12 protein-coding genes and 1 pseudogene are annotated in these 12,307 nt (G+C 73.1%); 8 read left to right on the top strand and 5 right to left on the bottom strand.

From position 1 onward, the window contains the following. The 3 genes from PH191_RS21070 to PH191_RS21060 are packed head-to-tail and all read right to left on the bottom strand — an operon-like array spanning position 1 to position 2,132. Complete coding sequence (locus PH191_RS21070) at positions 1-150, bottom strand: tyrosine-protein phosphatase (RefSeq protein WP_274196750.1); 150 nt, start codon at positions 148-150, stop codon at positions 1-3. A gap of 21 nt (positions 151-171) precedes the next feature. After that, positions 172-1,143 (bottom strand): HAD family hydrolase, encoded by a 972-nt coding sequence (locus PH191_RS21065; RefSeq protein ID WP_274196588.1) that lies wholly within the window; start codon positions 1,141-1,143, stop codon positions 172-174. Next, positions 1,140-2,132 carry a DUF7064 domain-containing protein gene (locus PH191_RS21060; protein ID WP_274196587.1) on the bottom strand — a complete coding sequence of 331 codons (993 nt, stop codon included), beginning with the start codon at positions 2,130-2,132 and terminating at the stop codon, positions 1,140-1,142. The genes PH191_RS21065 and PH191_RS21060 overlap by 4 nt, the downstream gene beginning before the upstream one ends. A 215-nt stretch (positions 2,133-2,347) precedes the next feature. Here PH191_RS21060 and PH191_RS21055 point away from each other — a divergent pair, with 215 nt between their 5' ends. From PH191_RS21055 to PH191_RS21020, 8 genes are all read left to right on the top strand, one after another. Then, positions 2,348-2,632 (top strand): EutN/CcmL family microcompartment protein, encoded by a 285-nt coding sequence (locus PH191_RS21055; RefSeq protein WP_274196586.1) that lies wholly within the window; start codon positions 2,348-2,350, stop codon positions 2,630-2,632. A gap of 96 nt (positions 2,633-2,728) precedes the next feature. Further along, positions 2,729-3,016: a BMC domain-containing protein gene (locus PH191_RS21050; protein ID WP_116708163.1), complete on the top strand. Its 288-nt coding sequence runs from the start codon at positions 2,729-2,731 to the stop codon at positions 3,014-3,016. Positions 3,017-3,058: 42 nt separating this feature from the next. Continuing rightward, on the top strand, positions 3,059-4,471 hold the full coding sequence (locus PH191_RS21045; RefSeq protein WP_274196585.1) for an aldehyde dehydrogenase family protein: 1,413 nt from the start codon (positions 3,059-3,061) through the stop codon (positions 4,469-4,471). Then, the gene (gene eutJ / locus PH191_RS21040) at positions 4,438-5,325 is read left to right on the top strand and encodes an ethanolamine utilization protein EutJ (RefSeq protein ID WP_274196584.1); all 888 of its coding nucleotides are present in this window, start codon (positions 4,438-4,440) and stop codon (positions 5,323-5,325) included. The genes PH191_RS21045 and eutJ overlap by 34 nt, the downstream gene beginning before the upstream one ends. Further along, positions 5,322-5,960 (top strand): BMC domain-containing protein, encoded by a 639-nt coding sequence (locus PH191_RS21035; RefSeq protein WP_274196583.1) that lies wholly within the window; start codon positions 5,322-5,324, stop codon positions 5,958-5,960. Before eutJ ends, PH191_RS21035 begins: the two co-directional genes overlap by 4 nt. Next, entirely contained in the window at positions 5,957-7,297 is a 1,341-nt protein-coding gene (locus PH191_RS21030) for a malate dehydrogenase (protein WP_274196582.1), read from the top strand. The genes PH191_RS21035 and PH191_RS21030 overlap by 4 nt, the downstream gene beginning before the upstream one ends. Continuing rightward, positions 7,294-8,337, top strand: coding sequence for an alcohol dehydrogenase catalytic domain-containing protein (locus tag PH191_RS21025; protein WP_274196581.1), 1,044 nt, complete (start codon positions 7,294-7,296; stop codon positions 8,335-8,337). The genes PH191_RS21030 and PH191_RS21025 overlap by 4 nt, the downstream gene beginning before the upstream one ends. Before the next feature lie 25 nt (positions 8,338-8,362). After that, the gene (locus tag PH191_RS21020; RefSeq protein ID WP_274196580.1) at positions 8,363-10,471 is read left to right on the top strand and encodes a helix-turn-helix domain-containing protein; all 2,109 of its coding nucleotides are present in this window, start codon (positions 8,363-8,365) and stop codon (positions 10,469-10,471) included. Here the strand turns inward: PH191_RS21020 and PH191_RS21015 are convergent. Continuing rightward, positions 10,468-10,770 carry a BMC domain-containing protein gene (locus tag PH191_RS21015; protein ID WP_337994088.1) on the bottom strand — a complete coding sequence of 101 codons (303 nt, stop codon included), beginning with the start codon at positions 10,768-10,770 and terminating at the stop codon, positions 10,468-10,470. The genes PH191_RS21020 and PH191_RS21015 overlap by 4 nt on opposite strands. A gap of 186 nt (positions 10,771-10,956) precedes the next feature. Beyond that, positions 10,957-12,201 (bottom strand): annotated as a pseudogene (gene mshC, locus PH191_RS21010) (cysteine--1-D-myo-inosityl 2-amino-2-deoxy-alpha-D-glucopyranoside ligase); the annotation flags it as partial. Positions 12,202-12,307 lie beyond the last annotated feature (106 nt).

The raw sequence follows: 12,307 nt of genomic DNA, 5'->3' as shown, positions 1-12,307 counted from the left end.
TCAGGCCGCGGTCTTCGGTGAGGAGGTCCGGGAAGCGGGCGAGCAGGGCGGCGTCGATGCCTCCTGGAGGGTGTCGCTGCGGAACGGCAGCCCCCGCCGGGTGCGGCGCCCCGCACCGGCGGGCAGGCCGCCGAGATCACGGAAGCTCAGCGTGCCGGTCGGGTGAGGAACTCATCGGGCACGGCAGATCCGGCGCATCGCCTCGAGCACGTCGTCGGACGCGCCCGGACGGTGGCCGTTCGGTCGGTGCGCCTCCACCGCGAGCTCTGCAGCGCTGCCCTGCAGGGCCACCGTCGCGTCGCGTCGGCGTCGGCGTCGGCGTCCGCCCGGGTCCTCCGGGGGCTCCTCGGTCCCGGTGCTGCACCCGCAGCCGCACCCCGCGCTTCCGGTGCGCGTGGCAGGGACCGCAGAGCCCGGCACCGCGCAGGCACCGGTCGGCCCGCGGGCGGCGTCGTCGCCGAGAAGGTGGGAGAGGATTTCCTGGGGCCACAGCGCGACGAACTCCGCGCCGGCCTCGGTGAGCTCGGCTGCCGTGTGCATGCCCCAGCTGACGCCGATGACGCGGACCCCGACCTCGCGGGCGTCGCGGACGTCGCCTGCGGTGTCGGTGACCAGCACCGTCGTGGCCGGGTCGGGTCGCTCCGCCTCGCCCGCCTCGTCGTAGTCGGCCGAGCACCGTCGGCCGTATCCGCTGCCGGCGTCGGCCAGGAAGGCCCGCAGCGCCGCGCGCTTGTCCGGAGCCACGTCACCACCGAAGACGTGCGCGAAGCAGTACGCGAGCTCGTTGTCGACCAGGACGCGGCGCAGGACCTCCATCGCGTTCGACGACATCACCGCGAGGGTCCGGTCCGACGCGAGCCGACGGACGACGGCATGCATCCCGGGCACCAGCGGCGGGGTGTAGTCCGCTCTGAGTGCGGCCAGGAAGTCCTCGGTGGCCGCCCGGGCCTGCCCGTCGTCGGAGCACAGCCCGCGGATCGAGGTGAACACGTTGCCCCGGAAGAGCTCGAAGTACTGCGCGGGGGTGTCCACCCCCAGCCCGTGACGTCGGCTGATCGGCTCGAAGACCTCCCAGGAGGCGACACGGGTCTGCACGAGCGTCCCGTCGAGGTCGAAGACGACCGCACGCACAGGGCTCGTCATCGGCTGTGGATCTCCCCGAGCTCACCGAGTCCGATGAAGTCCATGCACTCGCCGAAACCGACGCGCTCATCGCGGTCGTTCGTCCAGCGCAGCAGGACGTTGTGCCCGACCACGCCGGGCTGCGACTGCCACGGGAACGTCGTGAGTGCGTCCCCCGCGACCGTGATCGTCCGGTCGCCGGCGCTCACCTCGATCTCGATGCGCTCCGGGTAGAGGCCTCGGCGTCGTGTCGACCCGTGGCCGCCCGTGAGGCCGTGCAGCTGCCCGCTCTCCACGAGGTAGCCGTGCGTGAGGCGCAGCGCCGACTCGCCGTCGGGGCCGTTCGAGGTGTCGAAGTCGAAGAGGCCGTGGACGACGAGGTCCTCGCCGAAGTGGGCGTGCATCCAGGACAGACGGGACGTCTGCCGCTCCGCGCGGACTCCCCAGCTGTGGTCCATCGTCGCGACGCAGTCGATCGGCAGGGTGCGTCCACGGACGGAGACCTCGCCCTCGTACCGCCCGGATTGGTCGAAGTGCCCGGCGTAGGCGTGGCCCCACGTCTTGGCCATGTCGCGGTCGGCCGCGAGCGGGTCCTGGTCGGGGTCGTTGATGTCGTAGGCCGGCATGATCGCCGTGTAACGGAAGTGGATCTCGACGCCGGTGGCAGGGTCGGAGTAGTCGACGTCCCAGACCTGGTTCGGCTTCGTGGAGACGACCTTGAGCCCGTTGAGCAGCTCGTAGTCGAGCAGGCTGTCCGGCGCCGGCAGGTTCTGGGCGTCCCAGTACTCCGCGGCCCAGGGCTCGCGCACGCGGCGGGAGTTGATCGACACGGTGGTCCCGACCATGCCCATCGTCTTGCGGTGCAGTGCGTAGAGCCCGATGTTCACCGGACGCTCGGTGTCCTGCCCGGCGTAGAGGCCGAAGTAGTTGGTCTCGGCCCAGAGTCTTTGATCTTGGGCGGGGTCGTCGCCGGTCGGCGGGTGGAACTGGGCGTCCTCGTCGCGGATCACCGATGACCTCCAGGGCGCGGCACGGTTGTGTCGTGGATCACGAGAAGCCTCCGCCGTCGCGACAGGGCGAGCCAGGGCGACCCGGGACAGCGGCGCCCGCTCACGTTGTCCGACGGGGATAGGGCCCACGACCGTCCCGGCGCCCTACCGTCCCGACCACGGTACGAGACCTGGCTCACAGGGTCGTGCGGACGACGAGGTCGGGAGGCGCGGAGATGCAGCTCGGTCGAGTGGTGGGCCAGGTCGTGGCCACCGTCCGCTCGCCCGGCTTCCAGAACGTCTCGCTCCTGCTCGTGCAGGACGTCACCGAGGACGACGAGGCCGGGCCGACCTGCGTCGCGGTCGACCTGATCGGGGCGGGGGAGGGCGACGTCGTCCTGATGACGACGGGGAGCGCCGCCCGAGTCGCCGCCGGGGACAGCACCCCCACCGACCGGGCCGTCGTCGCGATCGCCGACTCGGTCATCCGGCACAGAAGCGCGATCCACCGGACCGCATAGGCCCGCGCTCCAGACCCAGCACCACACGACACGGAGGACGACATGACATCCACGGCGGCGACCTCGGCCGGGTCGAGCACGAACGGTGCGGTCGCGATGCGCGGCGCCCTCGGGCTGATCGAGACGAAGGGTCTCGTCGGCGCGATCGAGGCGGCCGACGCGATGGTGAAGGCGGCCAACGTGCAGGTCCTCGGGCACCGCGAGATCGGGGGCGGCCTCGTGACCGTGATGGTGCGCGGGGACGTCGGCGCGGTGAAGGCGGCCACCGACGCCGGGGCGGTCGCCGCCGGCAAGGCCGGCGAGGTCGTCTCGGTGCACGTCATCCCCCGCCCGCACGACGAGACCGAGGGCATCCTCACCGTCCTCGCCCGCCCGAAGGGCTGATCCCCGCCACCGTCAGGACCGAGCACGGAGAGAGGTGGGGAGATGACCGCGACCCTGGACCGGGGTCCGTCGGGCGGACTCGACGCGGACCTCGCCGGGCTGGCCGACGTCCGCGCCAAGGCCCGGGCGGCGCGCGAGGCCGTGCGCCGGCTCGAGGGCGTCGACCAGGAGACCCTGGACGGCTACGTGCGGGCCATGGCGCGGGCCGGTACGAAGGCCGCCGAGGAGCTGGCCCGCCTCGCCGTCGACGAGACGGGCTACGGCGTCTACGAGCACAAGATCCACAAGAACCGGTACAACACCGGGTTCGTCGCGCGCTGGATGCTCGAGCGCCGCGCCGTGGGCGTGCTCTGGACCGACGAGGCGTCCCGGGTCACCGCGATCGGTAGCCCCATGGGCGTGATCGCGGCGATCATCCCGGTCACCAACCCGACGTCGACGGCGCTGTTCAAGAGCCTCGCGGCAGTGAAGTCGGGCAACGCGGTCGTCCACGCACCGCACCCCCGCGCCGCGCGCTGCACCCTGCGTGCCGCCGAGATCATGGCTGAGGCCGCGGTCGACGCCGGTGCGCCGGAGGGCGTCGTCTCCTGTCTGGAGGCGCCCACGCTCGCGGCGACCGCCGAGCTGATGCGCCGCGACGAGATCGCCCTCGTCCTCGCGACCGGCGGACCGGGCATGGTGCGCGCCGCCTACTCCAGCGGCAAGCCGACCATCGCCGTGGGTGCCGGGAACGTGCCGGCCTACGTCGGCGCGAGCGTGCCCGACGTCGCCGAAGCGGCGGAGATGATCATCACCTCGAAGTCCTTCGACAACGGCACGGCCTGCGTCGCCGAGCAGTCGGTCGTCGTCGTCGACGCGGTCGCCGACGCCTTCCTGAGCGCCTTCGCCCGGGGCGGCGCCCACTGGATGGACGCGGCCCAGCAAGCGGCGCTGGTCGAGGTGCTGTTCGACGATCGCGGCGCCGTGCGCCCGGCGGCCGTGGGCCAGAGCGCCCGCCGGCTCGCCGAGCTCGCAGGGTTCGTCGTGGCGGACTCCACCCGTGTGCTCGCCTGTGAGCTCGACACCGTCGGTGAGACGACCCCCCTCTCGCGCGAGATCCTCGGCCCTGTCCTCTCGGTCTACCGCGCCCGCGACCCCCGGGCCGGACTCGCCCGCTGCCGGGAGATCCTCGCCCTCGGGGGCGAGGGCCACACGACCGCGGTGCACGCTGCCGACCCCGCCGAACTCGCGCCGTTCGCCGCCCTGCCCGCCGGGCGGATCGTCGTCAACACACCCGCGCTCTTCGGCGGGATGGGCTACTCGACCGACGTCGACCCGTCCTTCCAGCTCGGCACGGGAACGTGGAGCGGCTCGATCTGCTCGGACAACGTCACGCCCCTCCATCTGATCAACATCAAACGAGTCGCCCACGAGGTCCGGCCATGGCGCAGCGTCTACGACCGCGTCGAGGTCTGAGCCCTGTGGGGGGCGAGCGGAGCGACGGGGACGGACGCTCTGCGGGCTCCCACGAGCTGCTCGCCGCCGCTGCGGAACGGATCGGGGCCCCGCCTGGAGGCACACCGGTGCGGCCCCGCGTCGGGGTGGACCTGGGGACCGCGAGCTGTGTGCTCGTCGTCCTCGACAGCGCCGACCGCACCGACCGGCCCGTATGGGTCGAGTCGGCCGGCTCGGGGGCCCTCCACGACGGCGTGGTCGTCGACTTCGCCCGAGCGGTCGCGACGGTCCGTGAGCTGCGCGAACGCGCCTGCGATGCCCTCGGGACGGAGCTGACCAGGGCGGCCACCGCCCACCCGCCGTGCATCCCGGTGGCCGACGCCCGAGCCTGCACGTACGTCTGCGAGGCGGCCGGCTTCGACGAGGTCACGCTGGTCGACGAGGTCACCGCCGCCCAGCGGACCCTCGAGATCAGCGAGGGCGCCGTGGTCGACGTCGGCGGCGGCTCCACCGGCGTCGGCGTCTTCCGCGACGGGCGGCTGGAGCGACTGGACGACCGTCCCGGCGGCGGTCACCACCTCGACCTCGTGCTGGCCGGCGCCCTCGGCGTCGACGTCGCCGAGGCCGAGCGTTTCAAGCGGGAGAGACCCGCCGACGCGCTGCCGATCCTCGTCCCCGGCCTGCACCGCATCGCCGAGTCGATCCGCGCCATGACCCACGGCACCGATGCCGACCTCCCGCTCCACCTGGCGGGCGGCGCCCTGATGATCCCCCGCGCCGGCGACGTGCTGGCGCAGTACCTGCAGAGGACCGTCGTGACCCATCCGCACGCCCTGCTCATCACCCCGCTGGGGATCGCGAGGTCGGCGCCGTGACGTCAGCGAGCACCCCGTCCCTGCGTACCTACGCGTTCGTCGACCGCATGCAGCCGCAGTGCGCGGCCCACATCGCGGCGACCAGCCCCGGCGACGTACCCCTCGCCGGCATGGCCGAGCTCTACATCGAGATGGCTCCCGGCAACGAGGTGTTCCGGGCCGCCGACATCGCCCTCAAGGCCGCCGGAGTCCGACCGGCTCTGCAGATCATCGAGCGCGAGTTCGGCCTGCTCGAGATCCACTCGGAGCAACAGGCCGAGGTGCTCGCGTCCGGGCAGGCGATCCTCGACGAGTACGGGCTCCTCGAGAGCGACCGCCTCCGGCCCGCCATCGCGTCGACGCAGTTCATCACCAACGTGCACCCCTACCAGGCGCAGCTGCTCAACAAGTGGCGCAAGGGCAGCATGCTCATGCCGGGGCAGAGCCTGTTCATCATGGAGGTCGCCCCGGCCGCCTACATCTCGGTCGCCGCCAACGAGGCCGAGAAGGCCGCGTCGATCACCGTCATCGAGCTCCGCGCCGTCGGCCGCTTCGGACGGATGTTCCTCTCCGGCACCGAGAGCGAGGTCCAGTCCGCCCGCGACGCCGCGGTGGCCGCGCTCGAGGAGATGAAGGGGCAGGAGGCCACTCGGTGAGCACGGTGTGGGGGACCTCGGACGTCGACGCGGCCGCGACCCGTGGCGTCGCGCTGCGGACGTCGCCCGGTGACGTCGTGACCCCGCTCGCCCGCGACCGCGCCCAGGAGCTCGGGGTCGCCATCACGTCCGCCGACGCCCTCGACCGGCCGCCGTCCTCCGCGCCTTCGGTCTCCTCCGCGACGACGGACCGGTCGTCGTCGACGAGCGGCTCAGGGGCGACGGCCGGCATCCGGCGCAACGGTTCCCCGCAGCGTGCTCCGTCGCCGGCGACCCCCCTGCCTCCGGGGTCGGTCGGCTCGCCGGGCACCGGCGGCCCGGTGCGGTCCATGCGCCCGCCGTCACCGGCGCTCTTCCGCCGGGGTGCGCCCCTGCCGGGCGGCCTCGGCAGCGGCCCGAGCCGCACCGGACGCGCCGTGGTCGTCGGCGCCGGCCACGTCGGGATGATCGCCGGGATGCGCCTGGCCGACGCCGACGTCTTCGGCGAGGTGGTGCTCGTCGACATCGATGAGGGCCGGGCGGCGGGCATCGCCCTGGACCTGCAGCACACCGCGCCGCTCTCGGACTTCGCCACGTGCGTGCGGGGTGTTGGCAGCGTGGAGGACGCCGGTCCGGCGGACTACGTCGTGATCACCGCGGGCCGGCCGCGACAGCCCGGCATGTCGCGCGCCGACCTCGCCGGCACCAACGCCGAGATCGTCGGCGACCTGGCGTGGCGTGTCGCGGCCACCTCGCCGCATGCGGTGATCGTCGTCGTCACCAACCCGCTCGACGAGATGACCCAGCACGCCTGGACGAGCTCGGGTTTCCCGTCCTCACGTGTGCTGGGGATGGCCGGTGTCCTCGATACCGCTCGCTTCCAGGCCCTGATCGCGCTGGACGGCGGGGTACGTGCCCCGGCGGTCGACGCCATCGCGCTGGGCAGCCACGGCGAGGAGATGGTCATCCCACTGTCCCGCGCGACTCATGACGGTCGGTCGCTCGATGCGCTGGTGTCCCCGGGCCGGCTGAATGCGGCGGTGGACCGGGCCCGCGGGTCGGGTGCCGAGGTGGTGGGACTGCTCAAGACCGGCAGCGCGTTCATGGCGCCCGGCACATCCGCCGCCCGGATGGTGCTCGCGATGGTGCGCGACAGCGACGAGGTGATGTCGGCGGCTGTCCTCGCCGACGGCAGCTACGGCATCCGCGACGTCTACCTCGGCCTGCCCGTGCGGCTCGGCCGCAGCGGGCTCCGCGAGATCGTCACGATCCCCCTGACGCCCGAGGAACTGGCCGCACTCCGGGAGGCGGGGGAGCGCATCCGCCGGCGACTCACGGCCGTGCCGGAGGCATCGTGAAGGCCGTGGTGCACGCCGGGCACGGGCAGGTCCGCGTCGAGGACGTGGCCGATCCCCGCCTGTGTGCGCCCACCGATGCGATCGTGCGGGTGCGGCGGGCCGCGGTGTGCGGGACCGACCTCCACGTCCTGTCCCGCGCTGCTGCCCACCCCGACCAGCTCCCGCGCGGCTTCGTCCTGGGCCACGAGTTCGCCGGCGAGGTCGTCGAGCGCGGCGACCAGGTGCGCGAGCACGCGCTCGGCGACATGGTGGTCGGCGCCGACTACACCGCCTGCGGCCGGTGCTGGTGGTGCCGCCGCGGCGATCACTGGCAGTGCTCCGACCGCCGATTCTTCGGCACCGGCTCGGTGTTCGGCCCGCCGCTGGCCGGGTCCCAGGCCGAGCTGGTGCGCGTCCCGCACGCCGACACGGTCCTCGTCCCGCTGCCCCCCGGCATCGATCTCGACGCCGCCGTCTTCCTCGGCGACACCGCGGCCACCGGGTACGCGGCGCTGCGCCGGGCCGGCACCGAGCCGGGGGACACCGTCGCGGTGCTCGGCGGGGGACCGGTCGGGCAGGTCGCCAGCCTGGTGGCCCAGGCGGTCGGCGCCGGGGTCGTCGTCGTGGTGGAGCCCGTCGCGGACCGCCGGGACGCCGCAGCGCGCGAGGGCGCCCTGACGGCGAGCCCCGACGACGCCCGCAAGGTCGTCGACGCGGCGACGGACGGACGTGGCGCCGATGTCGTCGTCGACGCGGTGGGCGGCGAGCGGGGTCTCGCGCTGGCCCTCGACCTCGTGCGTCGCCGCGGCCGCGTCGCCTCGGTCGGCGTGCCGGGGGAGACGGTCGAGCTACCGGCCGCGCGTGCGTTCAGCGACGAGCTGGCGTTCTCGTTCACCATCGGTGACCTCATGCGCGACGCCGGACCCCTCCTGGCCCTGGTGCGGGCCGGAGTGCTCGACCCGAGCGTCGTCGCCACCGATCGGGTCGGTCTCGACGGGGCCGTCGAGGCGTATCGGCGCACGGCCGACCGCCTTACGCTCAAGACGCTGATCCGCCCGTAGACGGTCGGTGGCGGAGGTGGATCCGATGGAGCCGGTCGATGCGGGTCGTGCTCCCGCGGCCGCCGACGGGACGCAGCGCCTGCGCGATCTGCTGACGACGCTGCCGACGTGTGCCGAAGAGGCCCTCGATGACCTGGAGCGCATGGTCGCCGCCGCCCTGGGGAGCGAGGTGACCGTCGACGTCGACCCCGGCACACCGCCTCCGGCGGGTCGCGCGGTGCAGGTCGGGCGGGTCACCGTCTGCTGGACCATCGAGTGCCCTCGGGTGCCCGACGAGCTGCGCGCCCTGGTCGCCCAGGGCTGCGCGTGGGCGACGCTCGTGCTCGAGCGCGGCGACGCGGTCCGCGCCGGCGACGACGCCGCGCAGGAGACGGTGATCGTCACCGAGGTCGTCGAGCGCCTGCTGTCGGTGCACGACGTCGACCAGCTCCTGCTCTCGATCGCGACCCGGACCTTGGGTCTCCTGGACGCCGACATCTGCGGAGTGCTCCTGCGCGAGGGCGACGAGGTCGCGATGCGGTCCTGCGTCGGGCACCGTGTCATCGACACGGCTCGCCTGCGCATGAAACGGGGGATGGGGGTCGCGGGGCTCGTGTTCGAGACCGGAGAGCCGGCCAAGGTCGATCGCTACGTCGAGGACCGGACGATCAGCCGCGACTTCGTCGGCCTCGCCGAGCGCGAGCAGACCGAATCGGCCCTGGCCGTTCCGCTGGCGCTGCCCGGTGAGTTCCTCGGGGTGCTCGAGGTGTGGCGCCGACGCCCCTCGGTGTTCACCGACCAGGACGTCCGCCGGATGGTCACCCTGGCGAACTTCGCCACGATCGCCCTGCGGAGCGCCCGCCTGCACGACGAGCAGGTCCGCGCCAACATCGACCTCGAGAAGGCCCACACCGCGCTCAAGCACCAGGTCGGCGTGCTCGGGAGGACCGCCGAACTCCAGCACGCCCTGCTCACCACCGTGCTCGAGGGCGGCGGTCTGCCCGCGCTCGCGCGGCGGGTCGCGACCGAGCTCGGGTGCCAGGTGGGCATCTACGACGGAGCCGGAGCCGTGCTCGCCGCGCACGGGGGACCGACACTGCCCTTGCGGCTTCCTACGCGTTCAGGGAAGGGACGGGCCCTGCGTCGGGCGGCGGGCCTCCCGCCCGCCGCCCGCCTCCAACGGGTGTACGCCGACGGCGACGAGGTCGGATGGGTGTGCCTGCTCCCGGCCGACGACGACGCGCAGACCGGGGAGGAGATCCTCGACGCGGTCGTCGCACAGATTGCGATGGCCTGCTCCCTCTCGCTCCTGCGCGAACGTGCCGCCAGCCGCGCGCGGCACGAGGCGCTCAGCGAGGTGCTCTGGGACCTCGTGCAGGGCGCGCCCGAGCACCGGACGGCCGCGCGGGCGCGCGCGCAGCAGATGGGCGTGTCACTCGGGTGCCGGATGCGGGTCGTGCACGGGCACCTGGACAACGTGGAGGAGCTCGCGACCCGACACGGGTGGGAGACCTCGCGTAGCGACCGGCTCCGGCGCGACCTGGTGCGTGCCCTGCGGGATCGTGAGGAAGGCCCCCGGCTCGCGCTGGTCGCGCTCCGGGGGGACCTCGTCGTCGCGGTCGCCGAGGGCCTCGACTCGGCCGCCGCCAAGAGGTTGGTGCAGGACATCGTCGACACGGTTCGCCGTGAGGTGCCGGAACTGCGGTCGTCCTGGGGCGTGAGTCGTGCGCACAACGAGGTGGATGCTCTCCCGGCGGCGTTCAACGAGGCGCAGACCGCGCTCTCGGCCTCCCACCGTCTCGGCGGGGACAACGTCTCGCTCTACGAGGAGCTCGGGGTGGTGAGGCTGCTGCTGGGGTCGGGCTCGGATCCGGACCTGCAGACGTTCATCGACGACGTCACCGGGCCGTTGGTGGCCTACGACCGTGAGAACGACGGATCGCTCGTCCGCACCCTGCGGGCCTTCTTCGATGCCGACTGTTCCCAGCGTGTCGCCGCCGAGAAGCTCTTCGTGCACCACAAGACGTTGCGGTACCGCCTCGAGCGCATCAAGCAGCTCACAGGCCTCGACCTCTCCCGCCACGAGGACCGCATGCGCGCGGACGTCGCGCTCCGCCTGCTGCAGCTCAACGGCGACGGGAGCTCGGCGAGCTAGCGAATGTGGGACACAGCGGCGTCGATGATGCCTTCGGTGTCGCCGTGGGGCCGCGGGATGATGTGCGAGGCGTAGAGCTCGCCGACCTTGGCCGCGGCGACCTTGCCGGCGTCGACCGCAGCGTTGACCGCGCCGACATCGCCGCGCACCAGGACGGAGACCTGGCCGTTGCGCAGGGCTCGGTACCCCTCCACCTCGACGTTGGCCGCCTTGACCATCGCGTCGGCGGCCTCGATGGCCCCGACCAGTCCCCGCGTCTCGATCATCCCGAGCGCGCCGGCTCGTCCAGCCTGGGTCACGACGTCCTCCACGCGAGTCAGGTGTGCGGTCGCCAGACTCCGTCCACGGCGCCTCGCGCGCTATCGCCCACAGCGACAACGCGGCGCCCACTCGTTGTCCGGCCTGGATACGTGGAGGTTGCAGGTCGAGAGCGTGACGCACGCGGTACCCGAAGCCGGACCACAGGGGTCGAGAGGGACAGCGATCTATCGCGGCGCGACCCCGAGCAGGGCATCGACGAGCGCGCCGACCTCTCCGGGAGCGCTTCGGTCGCCATCCCCTCCACCCAGGGCTGCATCGGCCCACCCGTCGACCGCTGCCAGCGCTCCGGGCGTGTCGAGGTCGTCGGCGAGGCGCGAGCGCACCGCCGCCGCCAGTTCCCCGGACGGTGGTCCTGCCGGTCGTGTCATCGCGGAGCGCCAGCGGTCGAGTCGTCGTTGCGCGCGGCGCAGGTGCTCCTCGGTCCACTCCCGATCAGACCGGTAGTGGCCGTCGAGGAGGGCGAGGCGGATGGCGCCCGCGTCGACGCCACGGGCTCGCAGGCTCGAGACCAGGACCAGGTTGCCCCGCGACTTCGACATCTTCTCGCCTTCGAGCCCCACCATCCCGGTGTGCGTCCAGCACGCGGCGAAGGGGCGCGCCCCGGTCAGCGCCTCGACGTGCGCCGCACTGCAGTCGTGGTGAGGGAAGACGAGATCGCGGCCGCCGCCCGCGAGGTCGATCCGATCGCCGAGGAAGTGGCGTGCGATCGCTGAGCACTGCACGTGCCATCCGGGACGTCCCGGTCCCAGTGCCGACTCCCACGCCGGCTCGCCGTCGCGGTGCGCGCGCCAGATCACGGGGTCCAGGACACGGCGCCTCCCTGGGTGTCGGGACTCCCCGTCCCCCTGGGCGGCCAGCCGGAGCATCGCGGACGTCTCGTACCCCGACACCACGCCGAGTGGCCCGCCCGCGTCGACGTCGAAATAGACGTCCGGATGGGGGGACCGGTCGTCTCGATACGCGACGCCGTCGGCGACCAGCTCGGCGATCATGTCGATGATCAGGGCCATGGCCTCCACCGCGCCGACGTGGTGACGTGGGGGCAGGACCCGGAGGAAGGACATGTCCTCGCGGAAGACGGCCGTTTCACGCGCCGCCAGCGCCCGCCAGTCCTGGTGATCGCGAGCGGCCCGCTCGAGGAGCGGGTCGTCGACATCGGTGATGTTCTGGACGTAGTCCACACGGTGGCCCAGGTCTCGCCACACACGATGGATCAGGTCGAACGCCAGGTAGGTGGCGGCGTGCCCGAGGTGTGTGGCGTCGTAGGGGGTGACGCCGCAGACGTACATCGATGCCGCCCCGGAAGGCGATGTGGTCTGCATGGTGGTCTGCATGGCCCCGGCGGCTGTGTCGTACAGGCGCAGGGGAGGACCGGAGCCGGGCAGGCGAGGTGGGGGCCTCGAGGTCCACCCGCCCCCGGCCGTGGGGTCCCGGCGCTGGTCCGCTGCTCGTCCGACCGCGGCGGCGGGATCGGGGCTCGTCCTCGTCACACGGCAACCATGACGAGCGAGGTGG

This window comes from Actinomycetospora callitridis (genome assembly GCF_028737265.1).
GTDB lineage: Bacteria > Actinomycetota > Actinomycetes > Mycobacteriales > Pseudonocardiaceae > Actinomycetospora > Actinomycetospora callitridis.
The sequence above is the reverse complement of the archived record's forward strand: the minus strand, read 5'-3'. Positions and strand labels throughout refer to the sequence as shown.